This window comes from Holdemania filiformis (assembly GCF_003459085.1).
In the GTDB taxonomy this organism is placed as follows: Bacteria; Bacillota_I; Bacilli_A; order Erysipelotrichales; family Erysipelotrichaceae; genus Holdemania; species Holdemania filiformis.
The window spans coordinates 335,854-356,594 of sequence record NZ_QRUP01000001.1; the positions used below are offsets into that span (position 1 = coordinate 335,854).

Sequence of the window (20,741 nt, forward strand, 5' to 3'; positions counted from 1 at the left end):
CTCCTCCTATTCCACCTGGGCCAGAGCCTGATCGATCATCTCAAAATAACCGTCCAGAAGCTCCAGCTGATCATTCGGCACGTCATATTTGATCTTGACGACCTTGTCGATAATTCCGGTCTTGGCAATCAGTGATACCGGAATCCGCCTGGCCACCAGCTTTTTGGCCTGCGCGTTGAGATACGAAATAATCTTCAGCATCTTGAACTGTTTTTCAAACGGCACATAAGTATCAGCCGGATGGTAAGCGTTCTGCTGCAGATAACCGACGCGGATCACCTTGGCGATTTCCATCGTCAGCTTCTGATCTTCCGGCAGCACGTCGGAACCGATCAGCTTGACAATTTCCATCAGCTGGTTTTCTTCATGCAGAATCGCCCGGATTTCCTGACGCAGCGTGTTGAATTCCCGGTCGACATTCTTGTCGTACCAGCGCGCCAGGTCATCCAGATATTCGGAATAGCTGTCATTCCAGTTGATCGCCGGATAGTGGCGGGCATACGCCAGCGACTTATCCAGGGCCCAGAAACAGCGCACAAACCGCTTGGTATTCTGGGTGACCGGCTCGGAGAAGTCCGCGCCCTGCGGCGAAACCGCGCCGATAATCGTGACGGAACCCTCGGCTCCGTTTAAAGTTTCAATATAGCCTGCGCGCTCATAGAACTGCGAGATCCGCGACGGCAGATACGCCGGGAAGCCTTCTTCCGCCGGCATTTCTTCCAGACGTCCGGAAATTTCACGCAGCGCTTCCGCCCACCGGCTGGTGGAGTCGGCCATGATCGCGACGTGATAGCCCATATCGCGGTAATATTCCGCCAGCGTGATGCCGGTGTAAATGCTCGCTTCACGCGCTGCGACCGGCATGTTGGACGTATTGGCGATCAAGACTGTCCGCGCCAGCAGCGGCTTGTTGCTTTTCGGGTCGATCAGGTCCGTGAATTCCTCCAGAACCTGGGTCATTTCGTTGCCGCGCTCGCCGCAGCCGACATATACGATGATGTCGGCGTCGCACCATTTCGCCAGCTGATGCTGGGTCATCGTCTTGCCTGAGCCAAACCCGCCAGGAATGGCGGCCGCGCCGCCCTTGGCGATCGGAAACAGCGTGTCGATGACGCGCTGGCCGGTGATCAGCGGACGGGTGATCGGCTTGCGGAAGCCGACCGGCCGCGGATTGCGGATCGGCCATTTCTGGGTGAGCGTCAGCGCATGTTCTTCGCCCTGATCGTCGCGGATCCGCACGATCTCGTCGTTGATATGATATTGCCCATGATCAGCGACGAAAATGACCTCGCCTTCCGGAAGCATTGGACTGAGCATGCAGCGATGCTCGATCAGCTCGGTTTCCGGGCAGGTCGCATAGATCTGTCCCGAACGCAAACGATCGTGCAGCTTGACCTGCATCGTCACGTCCCACAGTTTTTCTTCATCCAGCGGGGAAACCGTCGTGCCGGCGGCAATGAACGCGCCTTCGGTTTCCATCAGCTCTTTTAACGGACGTTCGATGCCGTCGAAGATATTTTTTAGAATTCCCGGCCCCAGCGTCGCAGACAACAGAGATCCGGAAGGCCGAACCGGTTCGCCCGGTTTCAGACCCGTGGTGGATTCGTACACCTGAATCGTCGTGTACTGTTCATCAATGCCGATGACTTCCCCCATCATTTCCTTATTGCCGACAAAGACCATCTCCTGCATGGAAAAGTCTTTGGAATCCTTGACGGTGACAACCGGTCCGTTGATTGAATAGATCAAATTGTTATTCAATGTCTTCACCTCGGTTTTCGTCGTATTACAATGTGAATCCGGAATTGTTCTGGAACCACTCTTTCTGATTTCTTAATGCGTTGTCCAGCGTTTCGTCGATTTCAAAGCCCTCTGACGGACACATAAAACGCCATCCGCCAAATTCCAGATACGCTGTTTCCACCGGCTGGGAAAAGCCCTTGCGCTTTAAGATTTCGCGCATCAGCGCTTCGTCCTGTTCGCGCACGATGAACGTTCCGGCCTTGCCGGCGATCTTCGCGTGCTTATCCAGCTTCTTTTCGAGTAAATCCGCGTAAGCGGAGGAAGCCGCGAACGCTTTCAGCTCGTCAGCCACGCTGTCGAACAGCTCCGAGGCCATCGCCTGGCGCTGTGCCAGCAGATCCCGCTTGATTTTCAGCTTGGCTTGGGAGGTCTTCGTGGCTTGCAGCAGCTCCAGCTCGCTGATTTCTTTTTCTTCGTAGTGCCCGGTTTCCTTATGCAGCGATTCCGTGAAGAAATGAATCTCCTCGTCCTGCAGCTGCTGTACCTCAGCGTGAATCTGATCGGTAACCAAGCCGGCCTGATCCTGAATGTCCTCCAGGATCGCCGTGAGCGCTTCTGTCTTCTCTGCCATTGTTTTCACCTCACAATTTGATGCCGATCGCTTCGCTGATATAGCGGTCGATCGTTTCTCCGATTTTGGCTGACCCGTGACGATCTGGAATTTCGACCAGCAGCGGCTTGGACAGCCGCAGCTTGTAATCGGATACCACGTCCGGGCAGGTGTTGACGATTTTCGTAGTCATTAACACGATCGCGATTTCCGGGTCCTCGATCGCTTTGTTCAAAGCGGCCAGCACCTCGTCCCGTTCGTGGACCACGACGCCTTCGACCCCGGCTAAGCGCATGCCCATCTGGGTATCAATATTGTCACTGATCAAATAAAGTTTCATGACAATCCCCGATCTTACAGCTTATTGATGATCAGGATGGAAATCAGCAGACCGTAGATCGCAACACCTTCGCCCAACGCGACGAAGATGATCGCCTTACCAAAGTTTTCCGAATTCTCCGAGATCGCTCCGATCGCTGCCGGAGCCGCGGAAGCTACCGCCCAGCCGGCGCCGATTGCCGAACAGCCTGTCGCCAGCGCCGCTGCGATAAAGCCCATACCCTGAGCTAAAGTGCCGGTGATGGAATTGGCGGCCGCCGTGCCTTCCGCCAGCGCATGGACGCCGCCGAACTGGAACAGGACAGCTAAGACGAAGACACCGCCGAAGACGCAGATCTGCGCGATCAGCTTGGTTTTCAGGTTTTCAGCGGAAGCGCCCTTTTTGTAGATGAAGAACAGCGGAGCGATCACCAGAATCACGGCGATCAAAGGCAGCAGCATTTCAAGTAATGTTAACATGGTTTATTTTCCTCCTTATGCATTTTCCGATGAGATCATCGTAAATTTCTTCCCGTTGCCGACAAAGTAACGGCTGAACATTTCATAATATTCCAGACGCAATGTCTGAATGCCGACGATCAGACCTTCTAAGCCCATGACAAACAAGTTGCCCAGCACGAAGACGACCGGTCCGGCGTTGCCAGTCATTTTGACCAGCGTCATGACGACGAGCATCATGCCGGCATGGCTCAGAACGAAACCGCCGACACGCAGATAAGACAGGGAATTGGTGACGAAGCTCAGAATGATTTCCAGCACTTCAAACACTTCTTCCAGCGCGAAGTTGCCCCAGCCCTGATGCGGCGTCAGCCCCTCGCCCTTCATTAAGCCGTTTAACGGTTCCTTCATGAAGAACAGGACGACCGGCACGCCGATGAACAGGATCATGAGCGGCTTGCTTCCCGGATTAAACGGCAGCAGATCCGGCATGAACATGCCGATCAAAAACAGAATGATATAGCCGTAGAAAATAAATCCGGCCACGCCGTTCTGCGAAAACAGCGCTTCCGCCATCTCTTTGCGCTTGATATTCAGATAGATATTGATGATCATCGTCATCAGGATCAGCACTGCGCCGATCGCGACCGCGCCGATCAACAACGGCATCGTGGCGCTGGCGTCCATGACCTCAAACAGCTTCTCGCGGACGCCGAACAGGCTCTGGTGCACCGGATTAAGCAGCGTTTCCACGCCGAAGACCGATCCGAACAGGAAGCCGAAGATCATCGACGTCAATCCCGCCCGGCCGACGATGCCGGCGAGCCGGTTATGCTTGATTTTTTCCAGCAGCAGACCGCCGATCAGAAGCAGCGCGCCCTGACCGAGATCGCCGAACATAATGCCGAACAACAGGCAGAACGTGACAGCCACAAACGGCGTCGGATCCAGGTCGTGATAATTCGGCAGACCGTACATCTCAACGAACATCTCAAACGGACGGAACAGCCAGGCGTTGTGCAGCATCGTCGGCGGCACCAGCTGCGGTGCCGTTTCCGGTTCGGCCAGATCGACGCGGACATTCAGCCCGTCAAACAGCCGGACAAACTGATCCGCTGTTTTTTCCGGCACAAAGCCAGCCAGCTGATAATCGTCCTGCACCTGCACGACATAGCGGTACAGCTTACGGATTTCGCTGGTATAAGCGCAATAGGAATAAACCTCCGTCAGCTTTTCCTTATATTGTTCCAGGATTTTCTTTCCGTCGATGCGCGGGATTGGAATTTCCTCGATGAACAGGCTTTCCATGCATTTTCTGACTTCTTTAACGAAGGTGTTGGACGTCGCGTACAGGATCCAGACGTACTGACCGCTTTTATGCAGCTCCTCAACGACGAAGTTCTTCTTTTCGATCAGACTCAGCTTTTTGAAGCTTTCAGCCGGCAGACGGCCCATTCCGAACGAAATATACTGGCACTCATGCATCGCCTCAAATCCATAGCTCCGCACTTTTTCCAAAGCGATTTCATCGTTGTCCGTCAAGGTCATCAGCTCGTGCGTATCCGCGATCATCGCGAACTGCTCGTTGACTTCCTTGATAAACGCTTCAATTTCCGCTTCTTCATAGCTGCGGCTGACCGGTCCGGCTTTCAGCTCGAAACCGACGCTATGGCCAATATTTTTCAGCTGGTTCAGGTATTCGTTGTAGACGTTTTCGTCCTGCAGCGCCTTGCCGCCGTTCTCATCGTTGATCAGATGCGCCGCCGGTTCCGGATGGAACTGGGCGTAGGACACGCAGCGTTCCAGCACGTCCTGAAACTGATCGGCTCCGGCATGCACCGTTGCCAGCTTCATTTTTACGATTGACATAAGCTCCCCCTTTCTTCTTAATAAATCAACAGCCGGTTAATCTTATCGGCCGGGATGCCATAGCGGACACCCTCGATAATATCAACGACGTTTTGAATTTCCGTTTCCGACAATACCAGATACGCGATCAGCACGATGTCCGGATTGGTCGAAAACATCATGTGCCGCTTGTTCAGGTTATAGTTGATCGACTGCGCGTGATATTCGATATACGCGAAGTTGGAAGAATCCAGATAGTTGTGATAAGCGGAACGGGCCAGCCGTTCCATGAATTCCTCGGCGTTGCAGTGATCGATCATATCCTCTAATTCCCGTTTCGGTATCCGCAGGTAAACCGGATTGATGACTTTTTTGATCTGTGCGGGCGTCGCGTTGAAATACCGTTTGGAACGATAGATCCGCGTGATGTTGTCCAATTCGATCTGGGTCAGAAAAATTTCCCGGATTTCCTTTTTCACCTTGCCGCTGAACTCCTGATCGACGATCTTCATGACCTGATCGTAGAAATATTTCCGCAGGACGCTTTCGCAGGCCGTATAATCAAAATCTTCCATGTTCGTCACGGAGAACGGCCGGATCAGATCGGCATACGGCGTTTTGGCCAGCACCTCCAGCAGCGCGCTGAAGTCGCGGACCTGGGCCAACGCCCGGATATCGAACGACGTACTCTTTTCAATATACAGCGGCAGCTCGCCGATCATCTTGTAGTTATCTTCATCATTAAAGGCGCGGATGCAGGCCATGATCTGCTCGACCTCGCTCATCATGATGCCGTAGCGATAAAACTTATCCCCACTGGTACTGGCATACCGTAAAAGCCGGGACAGCCGGGTTCCCAGATCCCGCCGGATCAGCATTTCCAGCTGACCGCGGTGCAGTCCGGTCTCACTGTATCCTTCCAGCGCTTCCCGAAACAACGTTTCGTTCTTAAGATAAGAAGCGATTTCCGGAATTGATTTCTTCTGCAGCAGCTGCTGATAATCCAAAGCCGTCAGCCGTTTTCCAAACATCGCCTTGGCTTTGGTCGCCATCGCTGCATTCGATGCGGTTCCCATGGCACCCCTCCTTTTTAACTTGGTCGTTCGCTGGCCTATTTAGATTTCCAAACAGCGGCGAACCAGCTCTTTCCGCCATTCCTCTTTTTTCTCCAGATAATGGGCCTGAAGCCGTTTCAGCTCCTGCTCATATTCTTTCAAATTCTCGGATTCCACCTGACTGATCTGATAATCCAGCTCGGCTTTTTTGGCGTCGACTCGCTGGCGAACTTCCTTCCACGCGTCTTCGCTGATCTGCTTCTCCGTATCGGCGATTTTCCGCTTCAGCTCAAACTTCATCCGATGCGCTTCTTCCACCGCTTCCCGCGTCTTCTGATCCGTCTGAATCAGATCCAGGATTTTAGATTCCATAGCACGACCTCCCTCCCTTGTCTAAAGCACGCCATTTAGTATATTCCTTTCAAAATCAATTTTCAATAATGGAAAAATTGAATCCTTAAATTTTACTGCATTGACTAAAAATCGTACCAATGTTGAGAATGATATTCTTAAAAATCAGGAATGAAATATGACAATTTTGTGAAATTAGTTTCATCTTTCGCACAGGATTTGATATAATAGCCCACGAGGTGGCGTATGAAAAAAAATCAAAAAGCTTTATTGAGCTTCACGTTGGCAGGGCTGGTTTTCAGCGCCGGATGCGCCTTTTTTTCTGAAAATCCGTTGTTGACGTTTATCGATGTTCTGTCGATCCTCAGTCTGGTTCTGCTTGTCGGGGGACTGGTTGAGTTTTTGATCCACGGCGGTTATTTTGATTTTATGACCTATTCGTTTTCTTCGGCGAAGAACTTGTTGACGCGGCATCCTGAAGCGCAGCCGCAGCGGTATTTCGATTACGCACAGAAACAGAAAGAACGCCGGGGAACCAGCGAACATTTCCTGCTCAAGCTGTCCGGCATTCTGCTGGGACTGAGCATTTTGTTAACGATCCTGTACGAAGTGATCTAACCCAATTGGTTTATCTCGCCTGCGAAGATCCGCGTTAAACGCCTGCGGGGAATCATGTTAGGAAAATACGAAAAAAGCTCTCGGCTGAGAGCTTTATTTGTATATGGCGGAGAAAGAGGGAGTCGAACCCCCGCAGGCTTTCACCTCTGCCAGTTTTCGAAACTGGTCCCTTCGGCCACTTGGGTATTTCTCCGTGTGCTTTCTTATTATACAAAATTCTTTTCAAAAAATCGAGTCCTAAATTAAAGAAATGCAAAAAAAGTTCAAAGGCGTTAGAAATGATGAACGATCCTGAATACGCCAAAGCTGAACAAAGCAGAAAAACAGGGAAGGTTCACTGCCCCCCTTTTACTGATTTCCAAGATCAATTTGCTTTCCCCATTACCAATCAGATCCACTATTTTCTTCTAAATCATTTTACATCTTAGATTCTATTTTTCTTTTACTATGTATATCTCACTTTTGAAACAAAAAATCATAATTGCTTTATTTAATAAATTTGTCATCTGCGTCACATCCGCTTATCCCTGTCTTCTAGGGTTGTTGCAGGGTTTATCATTTTGAACCTCCCGTTCTTTTCCCCGGCGACTTTCTTCCAATTTTTTCAGGCTTTTGACTTCAAAAAAAGGACGCACTCGTACGTCCCTTATATTTTTCAGACCTGACTCGCTCTATGCTAATAAAACCGCGCGCAGCGCATTGAGGAAAAACTCCGGTTGATCAATCATCGTATTGTGACCGGCATTCGGGATCAGGATCAGCTGCTTGCGCGGCGCTTCGATCCCCGCAAAGTATTCCTGCGCAATCGGATACGGCGTCTGCCAGTCCTGATCGCCTAACAAATAGTACATCGGGACTTCGTAATGCCGGTCCAGCGCCTCCAGATCAAAGCCCATTAATTCCTGAAGCAATGACAGCTGCAGCTTGAAATCGAGGTTGAAGTAGACTGAAAACTCGCCGGGGTTAACGTCGGGCGCCGCCAGCATTTGCCACAGAGCTTTCAGCGAGATCGGCGCAGCGAGATGATATTTCCGCTGCAGCCTGCGCACCACCATCATTTTATCCATCATTTCCTGATCAAATTGCGTTTGGGGATACGGCGTCAGCGCCAACAGCCGCTGGACATCGTGATCCGCTCCGGCGATCCGCGCTTTCTGCAATACCTTCTGATAGCCTGTTTCTTCGTTGCGCCGCATACTGACGACCTGACCAACGCCGACGTAGGCTTTCACACGGTCAGGATACTTGCGAACAAACATCGTACCCAGCACGCTGCCCCAGGAATGACCGAGAATGAAAATTTTATCCTGATGGTATTGGGCACGCAGCACATCGCAGATCTCGCGCGTGTCCTCGATCAGCTGATCGAGCGTCAGCGAAGAAGCCAGCTCCTCCTTCTGATCCGCGTTGATCTGCAGCGTCTTGCCGCACAGCCGCTGATCCCAATTCACCACCGTGAAATATTTCTCCCATTCACGCTGATATAAATAGCGCGTCGGCATCGCGGATTCCCCCGGTCCACCATGCAGAACTAACAGCACCGGATTTTCATCGTTTTCCGTGCGATGCACCAGGTACTGTTGAATACCGTTGATCATCCGGTATTCCTTCAGCTCAAACCCGGTGTCTTGATCAAAGCGCTGATTTCGCTGATTGACCTTGCGCTGTACGGCATACGCCGTCCCCACCGCGGCGGCGGCACCGAAAGTTGTCAGTAAACATTTCGTACTGAGTTTCATCAATGAAGTCCTCCTTTATTGGATTACCCGTTCCACGCTGACTACGCTGTTCACCTTTTTGAGATTGGCGATCAGCGTTTTTAAATGATCGTAATCGTCGACCAGCAGCATGATTTTTGTCGATACCGTCAACTCTTCCTGATTGACGGAGGAATTGATATTCTGAAGCGATGCTTTGCATTGCGAGATGACTGTCATCAGATCGGTTAACAGGAAATTGCGGTCATGGCTGTAAATCTGAATCGTCGCTTCATATTTGCGCGGTTCGCGGCGGTCGTCCCATTCCACGTCGATCAGCCGTGATTTCTCGTTGGCGACGTTCGGACAATCCCGGCGGTGAACCTTGACGCCGTTGCCCTTAGAGATATAACCGACGATCTCATCGCCCGGAATCGGGCTGCAGCAGCCGGCCAGCGAAATCATCATCGACTCGATGCCCGGCACGATGATGCCGGATTTGCTCGGCGCTTTGCGGGCCGGGGAAAAGGAACGGCTGACCGTTTCATTATCCAGAATGATCGGTTTCTTCTGATTCGTCAGTTTTTCAATAACACTGATGACCGAAATCGACTTCACGGCGATCCCGTACATCAAATCGGTATAGGAGCCGACCTGAAACACCGTCAGAATGCTTTCAATCTTTTTCCGTTCAAAATAATCTTTTTCCGGATAGCCGCGTTTTTTCAGCTCGTCGCGGATGATCTGTTCACCCCGTTCGACAAACTCCTGTTTTTTCTCAACTTCCTTTTTCTGCAGGAAGCCGCGGATCTTGTTTTTCGCATGGTTGGTCTTGACAAATTTCAGCCAGTCCTCGCTCGGCCCTGCCGATTGCTTGGACGTCTTGATCTGTACGACGTCGCCGGTTTTTAACGGCGTGTTCAGCGGCACCAGCGTTTCATTGACCATTGCACCGACGGTGGAATGGCCGACCTCGGTATGCACGCGGTAGGCGAAATCAATCGGCGTGGAGCCGTTGGGCAGCTCGATGACCCGTCCTTTCGGCGTCATGACATAGACGTTCGCCTCAAAGATATCCTTCTGCAGCGTATCCATGTATTCGTTCGGGTCGTCGCTCAGCAGATCGCCGGTCAGTGCCGACAGATCACGGAACCACGACAGCTTCTGTTCGATTTCCCGCTGTTCCTTATGCGGATCATACTTCGTGCCTTCCTTATAGCGCCAATGCGCCGCGATTCCCATTTCGGCGATGCTGTCCATCTCCTCGGTGCGGATCTGAATCTCAAAAATCCGTCCTTCGTCGCCGACGATCGTCGTGTGCAGCGACTGGTACATGTTCGATTTCGGCACCGCGATATAGTCCTTTAACCGCCCGGGGATCGGACGGTAAGCCGCGTGGATATAGCCGAGGATTTCATAACAGTTCAGCTTGGTCTGGGTAACGATCCGGATCGCTAACAAATCGAGGATTTCCTCAAACCGTTTGTTCTTCGTCTTCATCTTTTTGTAGATGCTGTAAAGATGCTTACTGCGGCCGAAAATCCGGAATTCGATGTTTTTTTCCTTGAGCATTTCGGAAATATCGCGGATCATGTGCTTGACCTGTTCATCCCGCATCGCCTTTTTTTCTTCAACCAAATGCGCGATCTCATAGTATTTCTCGCGGTCGAGATAGTAAAAGCTGAGATCCTCCAATTCGTTTTTGATCTCACTGATACCTAAGCGGTGGGCGATCGGCGCGTAGACCTGCAGCGTTTCCGCCGCGATCTTCTGCTGCTTCTCCGGCGGCATGTACTGCAGCGTGCGCATGTTGTGCAGCCGGTCGACCAGCTTGATCACGATGACGCGGATATCGTTGGCCATCGCGATAAAGATCTTACGATGATTCGCCGCCTGATATTCCTTCTCATCCTTAAATTTCAGATTGCCGATCTTGGTGACCCCTTCCACCAGCATCGTGATTTCCTCGTCGAAATCCGCGCTCATCTGCTCGGCTGAAACGCCGCAGTCCTCCAGCACATCGTGCAGAAGCCCTGCGCAGATCGTCCGCGGTCCGACCTTCATCGTCGCCAGGATATAACCGACCTGGGCGGCGTGGATCATATACGGTTCCCCGCTGCGGCGGAACTGCCCCTGATGATGTCCCTGCGCGTAGCGATACGCCTTTTCAATCAAAGCCAGACTGTCCGGATCCTGAATGTAGGTCTTCACCTCATTCATCAGCTCGTCCAGTGCGATCATCGTATTCCCTTTATCCACAACCCATTCCCCCTTTTTTGAGAAAAACCGAAGAGAATCCTCTTCGGCTTATTCGTAGGACATCAACGTAAAGACTTCGTAGCCCGCCAGCGCGTCGCGCCCTTTCAAGCCTTCCAGCTCGATCAGGAACGCACAGCCGACGACCACGCCGCCCAGTTCTTCGATCATTTTAATCGTGGCCTGAACGGTACCGCCGGTCGCCAACAGATCGTCGACGATCAGCACTTTCTGCCCCGGCGTGATCGCGTCTTTGTGCATGTGCAGTTCGTTGGATCCGTATTCCAGATCGTAGCGGTAGCTGATCGTTTCGCGCGGCAGCTTGCCCGGCTTGCGGACCGGCACAAAGCCGATATGCAGATTCGCGGCCACCGGACAGCCGAAGATGAAGCCGCGGGATTCCGGACCGGCAATCACTTCCGCACCAACCTGTTCGGCAAACTTCTGAATTTCCGATGTCGCCGCGTGGAACGCTTCGCCGTCGCTCATCAGCGGCGTAATATCGCGGAACAGCACGCCCGGCTGCGGGAAATCAGGAATTGAAGCAATATATTTTTTAAAGTCCATGGATGGATGCCTCCTATAATACCGTTATTATAACAAATTTTTATCAAATTGAACTGTTTTATTCAACAGTTTCCACAAGAATCGAGCACTTTTCCCGCCCGCGGAAGCGATTAATCTGCAGCTGACCGATCCAGCTGGCCGGATGAGGGTTGTCCAGCTCCCGGTTAAAGCTGATCGCGTCAATCAAATCGACGCCGTTGGTCGTCTGCCATTTCGGATAAATTTCCTTCATTTTGGCGTATTGCAGGATCGTCAGTCCGCTGACCTCAAAGGTCACCGGCTCAAACTGCTGCCCAAACGGAGCCAGCTGATCCAGCTCATGCAGCGCGGTCAGATTGATTTCCTGAGCGCTGACCGGCAATACCTGAAGCGTCGGTTCCGGCAGCGCCAGATCCAACGTTTCCATCTTGGCCAGGATCGCCTGCCTTAACGGTTCCAGCTGATCCGCGGCGACTTCGATCCCGGCGGCCTGAGCATGACCGCCAAACTGGATCAGATAACCGCGCAGATCCTCGAAGAAGACCTGGATATCCAACCCCGGCACGCTGCGCACCGAGCCTTTGTAGCCCTGGGCGCTGGGCGCCAACACGAGCGTCGGCCGGTGTGTTTCGTTCATGATCCGGCCCGCGACCAAACCGATGATGCCTTCATGAAATTCTTTGTCCGCGATCACATGAAAAGCGTCTTCAGGATGCATCTGTTCCATCGCCGTTTTGGTCATCTTATCGCTCATCTGCCGGCGCTTCTGATTAATCTGGCGGATCTGCGCCGCTGCGGATTCGATCTGCGCCGGATCTTCCAGCAGCAGATAGCGCACGATGTTGTTGATGTTGCACAGCTCGGCCAGTCGGCCGGCGGCGTTGAGCTTCGGCACGATCTGGTAGGCGACTTCCTTCTCCGTCCACAGTTCGCATTTCTTTTCATTGAGCGCTTCAATCGCCGTAAACTGACGCTCGTTAAGATATTTCAGTCCCAGCCGCACCAGGATCCGGTTTTCTTCCCACAGCGGCATCATATCGGCAATCGTCGCGATCGCCGCCAGCATGATCGGTCGTTTGCGCGGACCCGTCATCGCCATCGACAGCTGCAGCGCCACCCCGGCTCCGCAGCAATACTGCCACGGCTTGCCCATCCGCGTTGGATGCAGCAGCGTCAGACATTCCGGCTCCTGCTGGATTACGTGATGATCGGTGACGATCACTTCCACCCCCAGCTGTTTTGCTAAAGTCAGCGCAGGATGCGCGGCCACGCCGTTATCCACGGTCAGGATCAGCGAATAACCTTTGTCCCTGGCCAGCTGCACGGTCTGCGCGGATAAGCCGTACCCCTCGTTAAGCCGGTGCGGAATGTAAAAACCACTGACAATGCCCGCCCGGTCGAGCGCTTCCTTCATGATCGCCGTCGCGCACAGTCCGTCGGCGTCATAGTCGCCGGCGATCAGCACTTTTTCATGGCGCTGGCGCGCAGTGTCCAGGCGTTTTAAAATCTGCGTCAGTTCCGGGCTTTGACAAGGATGCAGCGTCAGATCCTGATTCAGCACCTGGCGGATTTGTTCATCGTCCTGGCAGCGGCAGGCCAGCACTTTCGCGCACAGCTCGCTGACGCCAAAATTCTGCCGGATTCGTTGTTCTTCCCCATGGGTTTCAATTCGTTCAATTTTCATATTTTTCACCTGTTTATTCTATTTTAGCATAGATTGCACTGTCTGTCCGGGCTGGCGCTTTCCTTCTGATGCACAAAAGGCGGCTTGCGCCGCCTTCCTGATGATTAATCGTTGATGCCTGGAATCGTCAGTTCGTCCAGTTTTTCTTTCTTGACTTTCTTCTTTTTCTTTTCCTTCGGCTTCACATGCGTACGGATCGTATACCACATCTGCGGCGCGATGAAGATCGAGGAGAAGGTACCGGCGATCAGACCGATGAACATCGCGAAGTTGAACGTGACGATCGCTCCGGATCCCATTAACAGCAGCGCGATGATCGGCAGCAGCGTCGTAATCGAAGAGAAGACGGAACGCACCAGCGTCTTGTCCAGCGAATCGTTGACGATCTGCTTGTAATCCGCGTTCGTCAGCTTCGGCTTGCGGCTTTCCACAACCGACTCGCGGACGCGGTCGAAGACGACAATCGAGTTGTTGATCGAGTAACCGATGATCGCCAGGATAACTGAAATCAGCTCGATGTTGATTTCCATTCTGAAGATGGCGAAGATCGCCAGAACAATCGCAACGTCATGAACCAGCGCGACGATACAGCTGACTGCATAATCCCATTTAAATCGAATCGTAATGTAGATCAGCATCGCCACCCACGCCAGTAAGGACAGCGCGATCGCGTTTTTGACCAGTTCGCGGCCGACAACCGGCGTGACGACGTTATCATTCGGCTCAATTCCGTATTTCGCCGTCAGCGTTTCCTTGATCGAAGTCAGCTGATCCTGTTCCAGCGCCTGGTTCAGCGTGACGTAAACAACCTTATCGCCGGAAGCCTGCACGCGGCTCGGCTTGTAGCCCAGCGCTTCAAAATCGCTGCGGACCTCATTGGTATTCAGCGTTTCATTGGACGTAACGGTAATCTTCGTCCCGCTGGAGAAGTCGATGCCCAGATTCAGCGCACCCTTGCCACCAAAACCGTTGACGCAGATCATCACGACGGCGGCCGCCAGGATAATCAGGCTGGTTGTGATAAAGTATTTCGCCTTGCCGACAAAGTCGACTTTCTTAAACGGACCGAAATAGAACTGTTCCTGACGCTTGGCCACATCCGGAATATTCGACTGCTTCACGCCGAACCAGGTCTTCTTGTTGTCCAGCGCGCCGGACTTCACGATCTGATTGACTAAGAAGCGGGAGACATACACGTTTAACACCATTGTGCAGAAAACGGTGACCATCAGCATCGTCGCAAAGCCTTTAACCGCGCCGGTGCCGAAGATATACATGATCAACGCCGCTAAGAGCGTCGTGAACTGCGCGTCGAAGATTGTCGCAAACGAAGTCGACTGTCCTTCTTTAACGGCGTTCTGGACGGAACGGCCGGCGTACAGCTCGTCTTTGATTCGCTCGAAGGTGATGATGTTCGCGTCCACGGTCATGCCGACGCCTAAAACCAGCGCCGCGATGCCCGGCAGTGTAAAGACGCCGCCCATGCCGCCGTAAATCGCGAAGACCGCGAAGATATACAGCGCCAGCATCACGTCGGCGATCACGCCCGCGAAACGGTAGACGACTAACATGAAGACCATGACTAACGCCACGCCGACGATGCCCGCCGTCGCGGTTTTGTTAAACGCGCCGATGCCATAGTCGGCACTGACGACGTTGGAGTAAATTTCTGTCATTTTGACAGGCAGGCTGCCGGAATTAATCAGCTCCGCCAGCTCGCGCGCTTCGCTTTCCGTAAAGCCGCCGCTGATGACGCAGTCGCCGGAAATCGCCGATTTGACCTGCGCGGCGCTGATATACTTCGCTTCGCCCCCGGCCTGTGCTACCGCCGCTTCCTTGACATAGGAATCGCCGTCTTCATAATCCAGCCAGACGATCATAATGTTGTTGCCGGTTCCCATTTCGGAAACCTTCTGCGTGATTTCCGCAAACTTCGCCTGATCGGCAATTTTTAAGCTGACGACCGGCGCGCCGTTTTCATACCCTAAAGAAGCGCCGCCTTCCTTGATGATGCTCGCATCGGAAAGCAGGTTGTCGTTGACGTCGCGGAACGTTAAGTTCGCGGTCGAGGAAATCACCCGCCGGGCTTCCTCCTGATCCTTGACCCCCGCCAGCTGCACGCGGATGCGGTCGTTGCCTTCAATCAAAATCTGAGGTTCGCTGACCCCCAGTACGTTAATGCGCTTGCTGACGCTTTCCGCCACCGCGGACATCGCCGGCAAATCTTTGCCTTCCTGCAACGGACTGATCTGATAGACGATCTCAAAGCCGCCCTGCAAATCCAAACCCAGCGTCGTGTTCTTGGCGACATCCTGCGCGAAGATGCCGATCATCGCAAAGATGGCAACAACAGTCACGACGAAGACCGTTAAACGACTTGTTCTTGTCCCCTTTTTCATACGTTTCTTCCTCCTATTAAATCGCTAAACTCTGATAATTCTTGATGATACCCTTCAATGATCGCCTGCTTTGACAAAAAGCGGACAATTTGATCTGCCGATAAAGATAATATATCATTTACAGCCTCGTGTAAAGTCTTCGGTTGATTCCTTTTCCACACCAGCTTCTGCATGACATCCTCAAGATTTTTATAGTTTAGGCCGGGAAGCTGTTCACGCTGCAGCTGCTGCAGCTTCAGCATCAGAGTGAGCTGAATCTGCTTATTTTTCAGATCCAGGGATTCCATCTGAACTCTCCCCTTTCTTAATCATACTTATTTATTATAAATCATACTTTATAAAAAGTGGAGGAAAAAGTAATGAAAAAAGAAATCATTCGATCAACAGTCCATCTTCTTACCCTTTCATTGATCGCAAAAATCCTTTCCTTTTTTGTCCGGATCGCCTGCGCGCGCATTCTCAGCGCCGAGGCGATGAATTATTACAGTCTGACGATGCCGACGACGGTGTTCCTCATCACGCTCGGCCAGATGGGGCTGCCCAGCGCTGTCAGCAAGATCGTCGCTTCGCGCCAGGACTACACACCGGTATTAAAAGCGTCCGTTCTGCTTTCGGTGATCAACAACCTCCTTCTGACAGTCTTTTTCATCATCGTGATCCCGTTGCTGGCGGCCGTCGTCTTGAAGCAGCAGGTTCTGATTCCGGTGCTGCGCGCGGTCGTACCGATCATTCCGCTGGTCAGTATCTCAGGGCTGCTGAAGGGGTATTTCATGGGACGGCAGGAAATTATCCCGCCCACAGCCTGCCAGATCAGCGAGGAAATCACACGGATTCTCTTTCTGATCGGCTGTTTCACGCTGGCGCCGACGACTGATCCGGTTAAAATGGCATCGATCGCGGTGTTTTCGATGTCGGTTGGAGAAATGGGCAGCATCGTTCACCTGCTGATCGCGCTCAAACGTAAAAAAAGGGTGCTGCATCACGTCAGCACCTTAAGCGATTCCTGGCATTGGGAGACCGTCAACGAATTGCTCAGCCTGTCGCTGCCGATGACCGGCAGCCGTTTAATCGGTTCCTTGACAAGCTTTCTGGAGCCGATGTGCCTCGTGCTGTTCGCCGGTGTCCTGCTTCAGCAGCAGCTGATCACGACCTACGGCCAGCTTAACGGCTACGTCATGCCGTTATTGACGCTGCCCAGCTTTGCGACGATCGCCTTAAGCAACTGGCTGCTGCCCTCGTTTACCTACCAGGCCAGCCGGCACCGCATGGACCATGCCCGCAAACAATTCTTTCAGATCGGCTTGTGCTGTCTGGGCATCGGCTGCGCCAGCGGACTGACGTTGTTCTGCTTTGCCGAACCGATCTGTCAGCTGCTCTATCACCAGACGCAGATGGTCGGTTTGCTGCGCTCGCTGGCTCTGCCGTTTATTCTGTATTCGATCCAGCCCTGCTTAAGCAGCGTGCTGCACGCGCTTGGTCAGAGTCAGAAAGCGATGATCAACACGACCTGCGGCTGTCTGACGCGTTTAGCCTGCATCAGCTTTCTGACGATTCCCTTAGGCACGCAGGCTGTCGGAATCGCGTTAGTCAGCGGTATGCTGGTGACGACCGTGCTGCATCTCGGCCGGGTTCTGCGCTGTCTTTTTCAGGACGAAAAAGCCGTTCTTCTGCCACAGGCATAAGAACACATCCGCCGGATCTGAGATGCCTTCGGTTTCCAGCTGTTCGCGCAGCCATGCCTCATCCTTGCCGATGGCCTGAAGCACCTGCTGCTGCACGATGCCGTCGGAGATCAGCGGATCCTTCCACTTCAGCTTGCTGGCCTCTTTTTTCAGCACAGTCAGCGTGCCGCTGTTTTCCAGGATTGCGAACTGAACCTCCTCCGGTGTGGAAACGTCCTTATCCCGCAGCTGATACATTAAATCGTCGATCGTATAGCGCTGTTTCTTCATCTCCCGCTGGTCGATCATGCCGTTGTAAATGATCAAACTCGGTTTGCCTTCAAAAAAGTCGCGCCATTTTTTCTTTTTCAGGCAGGCCCAGGCGATGATGATCTGCAGCACCGTCAGCGTCAGGATCGCGATCAGCGCTTTCCAGATACTCTGGTCAGGTTCAGAAATGGACAGAGCGTAAACCTCCGACATGACGAAATAAATGACGATATCCAGAACGCTCAGTTCGCCGACCTCGCGCTTGCCCATCACCCGCAGCGAGATGATAATGATCAGATAGAAAAAAATACATTTTGAAACGAGTTCAACATATTCCACTTTGACTTCCTCCTGTTGACATAATTCAGCATTTCCAGCGTAAGATGGGAGTGAGGTGACATCATGAAACACTTGCTTGACCCCTATCTCAGACTGGCCGCCGTCTTTCTCGGCGGTTCCCTCTTAGTTTCGTTCTTATTCAGCGTTTTATACTATTTTAACTGGATGGGAACGCCGATTTATCAAATTGGCTGTCTTTTATGCGGCGTGCTGCTGTACGCGGTATGCGGAATTCTATTCGCCCAGAAAGCCAAGCGCAAGGTGCTGCTGCAGGCGCTGGTGCTGTTAATCGTGCTGGTGGTGCTGGGCGTGCTGCTGATGGAAGAGAAAAGCTGGGCTGCTCTGGGCGCGCTGGCAGCGAAGGGAATCTGTTTTCTGGCCGGCTGCGTCGTGATGATCGGCAAACATAATTAACGCCTTTTCCCTTTGGACGGCGATGAAAATGCCCATCGCCTTTTTTATTGTTTGAGCGCGGTCATCCTAAAAAACAGGGCGTGCGGCTCCGGGATTCCCGACTTGGATGATCCTACCTTAAAAAAGAAAAAATCGTGAACTGATCTTTCGCCTCTTCTATTTCCAGCTTTTCACCTGCCGGCGGATTTCCAGACAACTTTACCTTGTCAAAGCACAGAAATGCTTATGACTTTTCGCGATCAATCGCTTGAGAATGAATCTGAGTTATCCCATAAAAAAAGGAAACATCAGGTTCGCTGATCTTTCCTTTATCGTTCTGCTTTCTCTTTTCATCCGGAAGTTCCGGCTTTGTTTTCTCCATTGCGTCCGATGATTCAACCCCCGGGCGCTGAATGGCAAACGCTAGTCGTTGATCATCATATTTAAAATGACCTGATCGGTGATCCGCATTCCATCCCGGCTCAGCTTGCCGACAGCGTCAATCGTCTGTTCGATGTCATGCTTGATGATGCCGGTATCTTCCTCAAATGCGATGTTGTTGAGCGCCATCTGATGCGCGATCACGCCGCAGCTTAATGCGGAAGCGATTTTGCTGGCACAGGAAGGCTTTGCCCCGTCGCAGATCATGCCGGAAATTGTCCCGGCTAAATTCGTAATTGTCATCTCAATCTGACGCAGATTGCCGCCGGCCAGCCAGGTGATTGCGCTGAACGCGCCGCACGCCGCACTGACGGCGCCGCAATAAGCCGACAACCGGCCGATCCCGGTCTTTAAATGCACGGTGATCAGATTGCTTAAGGCCAGCGCCTGGAACATTTTTTCCTCGCTGATGCCTTTTTCCCGGGCATACACGACAACCGGGACCGAACAGGTCATGCCCTGATTGCCGCTGCCGGAATTGACGACGACCGGCAGGTTGCAGCCGCTCATCCGCGCGTCGGAACCGCTGGCGGCATACGCGATGACCTTCGTAAACAAATCGTTGGGATTGTTTTTCATCATAATCCGGCCGACCTGCGAACCGAATGGATTCTTTAAGCCTTCCTCGGCGATCGCCATGTTGCATTCCACCTGCTTTTCAAGCAGCGGCCGGATTTCGCTGAGATCTTCATTTTCGACATAAGCGACGATCGATTCCACGGTCAGCCGGCTGCGGTCAATCGCGCTGACCGGCTGACTGGAACAATCATCCTTATCCAGCAGTACTTCTCCGTTCTTTATAATTTTCGTAATGTTGGTATGCTCACGCTTGATCTGCAGCTGAACCTGATTTTCAGCCTGTTCCAGAACCGCCCAGATCTGCAGGTTTTCCTCGCCTTCAATCAGTTCCACCTTGCATAAATCGCTCTTTAACAGCTCCTTGACCCGCGCGACGTCCTGCGCCGTGCTGCCGGCGATAACCTGCAGGCCTTTTGACGCGTCTCCGCAGACAACGCCCATCAGCGCCGCGGTTTTAATCCCTTTTAAATTCACGGTGTTGGGCACGACGACGCCTTTCACGTTCTTCACAATGTTGCCGGAACAGCGCACCGTCATTTTCTCCGGGAACGCCCCCAGTACTTCTTTGGCCTTCGCGCAGGCATAAGCGATCGCGATCGGCTCGGTGCAGCCCAGCGCCGGAATCAGTTCTTCTTTCAATATCGGATAGACAAGCTCTTTAATCCCTTCAGGCATGGATATTCCTCCTCGTTTCTTTTCTGCTTCCTGGGTCGTATTCCCCGTAGCTTTTTTTACGGTATCAAAACCGGATTGATCTGGTTTTTTACTCTGCTTTCATTATACCGTGTTCCCAACGGAAATTCATCCAGAAATTCGACCAGAACTCCGATTTATTCCCCATGTTTTTCTATCCGCTGAAAGCGCTGACTTAACTCCGCTTTTCCGCAAAAAAACCGGATAGGTCATCCGGTTACAGAGATTCGTTTCGGTTTTCCTCTGCGGTTTGGGTTTGAATTGCCTGCATTGTCTTTTGAATATCCTTCGCGATCAACCGCTGCATCGTTTCCGGCACGTCCTGAATCTGCGCGCCGGCTAAAGCGGCGAGGATCGAAGGCTTGAGCGAGGGATGGGCGGCGCTCAGGGAAGGCAGGGCCTGAATACACTGGCGGCGCGTGATCGGTTTGGGATCCTGAATTAATTCCAAGCAGAAAGGCAGGGCGGCGGCGCAGGTCTTCTCCTTTACCCAGCGGGCATTGGCGGCGATCAAAAGCAGGCCGCGAGTGCGGACATAAGACTGAGGGTCCTGAAGCAGCGCCACGAATTTGTCAAAATAATATGAAACCTCCGCGCAGGTCTCGCTGATCGCCAACAGGTGCTTTAACGCCTGATACGCGGTCTTCTGATCTTTGTTTTTCAGTTCTTCAATCTGAGCTTCAATCGGATTCATCTGCGGTCACCTCGTTCTCATTAGACCATTCTGACCTCGTTCCGTCAATCCTTTTTGCCGATCGATTCAAGCGTTCTTGTCTCCGGT

General features: G+C 52.5%; 19 protein-coding genes and 1 tRNA gene. 3 read left to right on the forward strand and 17 right to left on the reverse strand.

Annotated features, from left to right (window positions below; genetic code table 11):
- Nucleotides 1–6: 6 nt before the first annotated feature.
- Genes DWY25_RS01710 through DWY25_RS01740 form a run of 7 tightly spaced genes read right to left on the reverse strand, consistent with a single transcriptional unit; the run spans nucleotide 7 to nucleotide 6,405 of the window.
- Nucleotides 7–1,761 (reverse strand): V-type ATP synthase subunit A, encoded by a 1,755-nt coding sequence (locus tag DWY25_RS01710; protein ID WP_117892875.1) that lies wholly within the window; start codon nucleotides 1,759–1,761, stop codon nucleotides 7–9.
- 25 nt (nucleotides 1,762–1,786) lie between these two features.
- A complete protein-coding gene (locus tag DWY25_RS01715; protein ID WP_006060815.1) occupies nucleotides 1,787–2,374 on the reverse strand; it encodes a V-type ATP synthase subunit E in 588 nt (195 codons plus the stop codon).
- 10 nt (nucleotides 2,375–2,384) lie between these two features.
- Nucleotides 2,385–2,693, reverse strand: coding sequence for a V-type ATP synthase subunit F (locus DWY25_RS01720; RefSeq protein WP_006060814.1), 309 nt, complete (start codon nucleotides 2,691–2,693; stop codon nucleotides 2,385–2,387).
- 14 nt (nucleotides 2,694–2,707) lie between these two features.
- Nucleotides 2,708–3,151 carry an ATP synthase subunit C gene (locus tag DWY25_RS01725; RefSeq protein WP_006060813.1) on the reverse strand — a complete coding sequence of 148 codons (444 nt, stop codon included), beginning with the start codon at nucleotides 3,149–3,151 and terminating at the stop codon, nucleotides 2,708–2,710.
- A 15-nt stretch (nucleotides 3,152–3,166) separates the two neighbouring features.
- Complete coding sequence (locus tag DWY25_RS01730) at nucleotides 3,167–4,999, reverse strand: V-type ATP synthase subunit I (protein WP_117892878.1); 1,833 nt, start codon at nucleotides 4,997–4,999, stop codon at nucleotides 3,167–3,169.
- A 17-nt stretch (nucleotides 5,000–5,016) separates the two neighbouring features.
- A complete protein-coding gene (locus DWY25_RS01735; RefSeq protein WP_117892881.1) occupies nucleotides 5,017–6,054 on the reverse strand; it encodes a V0D/AC39 family V-type ATPase subunit in 1,038 nt (345 codons plus the stop codon).
- Between the two features lie 39 nt (nucleotides 6,055–6,093).
- Nucleotides 6,094–6,405, reverse strand: coding sequence for a hypothetical protein (locus tag DWY25_RS01740; protein ID WP_117892884.1), 312 nt, complete (start codon nucleotides 6,403–6,405; stop codon nucleotides 6,094–6,096).
- Nucleotides 6,406–6,630: 225 nt separating this feature from the next.
- On the opposite strand from DWY25_RS01740, the gene DWY25_RS01745 reads away from it, so the two are divergent.
- Nucleotides 6,631–7,002, forward strand: a complete 372-nt coding sequence (locus DWY25_RS01745; protein ID WP_117892887.1) for a DUF3899 domain-containing protein — start codon at nucleotides 6,631–6,633, stop codon at nucleotides 7,000–7,002.
- Nucleotides 7,003–7,106: 104 nt separating this feature from the next.
- On the opposite strand, the gene DWY25_RS01750 is transcribed toward DWY25_RS01745, so the two are convergent.
- The 7 genes from DWY25_RS01750 to DWY25_RS01780 form a co-directional block, all read right to left on the reverse strand.
- Nucleotides 7,107–7,195: transfer RNA gene (locus tag DWY25_RS01750), tRNA-Ser, on the reverse strand.
- Nucleotides 7,196–7,673: 478 nt separating this feature from the next.
- Nucleotides 7,674–8,741 (reverse strand): alpha/beta fold hydrolase, encoded by a 1,068-nt coding sequence (locus DWY25_RS01755; protein WP_117892889.1) that lies wholly within the window; start codon nucleotides 8,739–8,741, stop codon nucleotides 7,674–7,676.
- Nucleotides 8,742–8,756: 15 nt separating this feature from the next.
- Nucleotides 8,757–10,940: a RelA/SpoT family protein gene (locus DWY25_RS01760; RefSeq protein ID WP_117893040.1), complete on the reverse strand. Its 2,184-nt coding sequence runs from the start codon at nucleotides 10,938–10,940 to the stop codon at nucleotides 8,757–8,759.
- A gap of 66 nt (nucleotides 10,941–11,006) precedes the next feature.
- Nucleotides 11,007–11,522, reverse strand: coding sequence for an adenine phosphoribosyltransferase (locus tag DWY25_RS01765; protein WP_006060804.1), 516 nt, complete (start codon nucleotides 11,520–11,522; stop codon nucleotides 11,007–11,009).
- A gap of 58 nt (nucleotides 11,523–11,580) precedes the next feature.
- Nucleotides 11,581–13,185: a single-stranded-DNA-specific exonuclease RecJ gene (locus DWY25_RS01770; RefSeq protein WP_117892893.1), complete on the reverse strand. Its 1,605-nt coding sequence runs from the start codon at nucleotides 13,183–13,185 to the stop codon at nucleotides 11,581–11,583.
- A gap of 104 nt (nucleotides 13,186–13,289) precedes the next feature.
- A complete protein-coding gene (gene secD, locus DWY25_RS01775) occupies nucleotides 13,290–15,584 on the reverse strand; it encodes a protein translocase subunit SecD (RefSeq protein ID WP_117892895.1) in 2,295 nt (764 codons plus the stop codon).
- Complete coding sequence (locus tag DWY25_RS01780; RefSeq protein WP_006060801.1) at nucleotides 15,581–15,871, reverse strand: post-transcriptional regulator; 291 nt, start codon at nucleotides 15,869–15,871, stop codon at nucleotides 15,581–15,583. Before DWY25_RS01780 ends, secD begins: the two co-directional genes overlap by 4 nt.
- Nucleotides 15,872–15,943: 72 nt before the next feature.
- Between DWY25_RS01780 and DWY25_RS01785 the strand changes: the two genes are divergently transcribed.
- Nucleotides 15,944–17,266 (forward strand): oligosaccharide flippase family protein, encoded by a 1,323-nt coding sequence (locus DWY25_RS01785; RefSeq protein ID WP_117892898.1) that lies wholly within the window; start codon nucleotides 15,944–15,946, stop codon nucleotides 17,264–17,266.
- Here the strand turns inward: DWY25_RS01785 and DWY25_RS01790 are convergent.
- The gene (locus DWY25_RS01790) at nucleotides 17,168–17,854 is read right to left on the reverse strand and encodes a DUF421 domain-containing protein (protein ID WP_117892901.1); all 687 of its coding nucleotides are present in this window, start codon (nucleotides 17,852–17,854) and stop codon (nucleotides 17,168–17,170) included. The genes DWY25_RS01785 and DWY25_RS01790 overlap by 99 nt on opposite strands.
- A 63-nt stretch (nucleotides 17,855–17,917) precedes the next feature.
- Here DWY25_RS01790 and DWY25_RS01795 point away from each other — a divergent pair, with 63 nt between their 5' ends.
- Complete coding sequence (locus DWY25_RS01795) at nucleotides 17,918–18,268, forward strand: hypothetical protein (protein WP_006060798.1); 351 nt, start codon at nucleotides 17,918–17,920, stop codon at nucleotides 18,266–18,268.
- Nucleotides 18,269–18,670: 402 nt separating this feature from the next.
- Here DWY25_RS01795 and DWY25_RS01800 read toward each other — a convergent pair whose 3' ends face one another.
- Both DWY25_RS01800 and DWY25_RS01805 read right to left on the reverse strand, forming a co-directional pair.
- Nucleotides 18,671–19,942, reverse strand: a complete 1,272-nt coding sequence (locus DWY25_RS01800; protein WP_072683595.1) for an L-cysteine desulfidase family protein — start codon at nucleotides 19,940–19,942, stop codon at nucleotides 18,671–18,673.
- Between the two features lie 235 nt (nucleotides 19,943–20,177).
- A complete protein-coding gene (locus tag DWY25_RS01805) occupies nucleotides 20,178–20,654 on the reverse strand; it encodes a SufBD protein (RefSeq protein ID WP_117892904.1) in 477 nt (158 codons plus the stop codon).
- Nucleotides 20,655–20,741: the final 87 nt, after the last annotated feature.

Coding starts and splice junctions, on each gene's coding strand:
- DWY25_RS01715 (WP_006060815.1), bottom strand. CDS start 2,374: ATGGCAGAGAAGACAGAAGCGCTCACGGCGATCCTGGAGGACATTCAG.
- DWY25_RS01720 (WP_006060814.1), bottom strand. CDS start 2,693: ATGAAACTTTATTTGATCAGTGACAATATTGATACCCAGATGGGCATG.
- DWY25_RS01725 (WP_006060813.1), bottom strand. CDS start 3,151: ATGTTAACATTACTTGAAATGCTGCTGCCTTTGATCGCCGTGATTCTG.
- DWY25_RS01730 (WP_117892878.1), bottom strand. CDS start 4,999: ATGTCAATCGTAAAAATGAAGCTGGCAACGGTGCATGCCGGAGCCGAT.
- DWY25_RS01735 (WP_117892881.1), bottom strand. CDS start 6,054: ATGGGAACCGCATCGAATGCAGCGATGGCGACCAAAGCCAAGGCGATG.
- DWY25_RS01740 (WP_117892884.1), bottom strand. CDS start 6,405: ATGGAATCTAAAATCCTGGATCTGATTCAGACGGATCAGAAGACGCGG.
- DWY25_RS01745 (WP_117892887.1), top strand. CDS start 6,631: ATGAAAAAAAATCAAAAAGCTTTATTGAGCTTCACGTTGGCAGGGCTG.
- DWY25_RS01755 (WP_117892889.1), bottom strand. CDS start 8,741: ATGAAACTCAGTACGAAATGTTTACTGACAACTTTCGGTGCCGCCGCC.
- DWY25_RS01760 (WP_117893040.1), bottom strand. CDS start 10,940: ATGATCGCACTGGACGAGCTGATGAATGAGGTGAAGACCTACATTCAG.
- DWY25_RS01765 (WP_006060804.1), bottom strand. CDS start 11,522: ATGGACTTTAAAAAATATATTGCTTCAATTCCTGATTTCCCGCAGCCG.
- DWY25_RS01770 (WP_117892893.1), bottom strand. CDS start 13,185: ATGAAAATTGAACGAATTGAAACCCATGGGGAAGAACAACGAATCCGG.
- secD (WP_117892895.1), bottom strand. CDS start 15,584: ATGAAAAAGGGGACAAGAACAAGTCGTTTAACGGTCTTCGTCGTGACT.
- DWY25_RS01780 (WP_006060801.1), bottom strand. CDS start 15,871: ATGGAATCCCTGGATCTGAAAAATAAGCAGATTCAGCTCACTCTGATG.
- DWY25_RS01785 (WP_117892898.1), top strand. CDS start 15,944: ATGAAAAAAGAAATCATTCGATCAACAGTCCATCTTCTTACCCTTTCA.
- DWY25_RS01795 (WP_006060798.1), top strand. CDS start 17,918: ATGAAACACTTGCTTGACCCCTATCTCAGACTGGCCGCCGTCTTTCTC.
- DWY25_RS01800 (WP_072683595.1), bottom strand. CDS start 19,942: ATGCCTGAAGGGATTAAAGAGCTTGTCTATCCGATATTGAAAGAAGAA.
- DWY25_RS01805 (WP_117892904.1), bottom strand. CDS start 20,654: ATGAATCCGATTGAAGCTCAGATTGAAGAACTGAAAAACAAAGATCAG.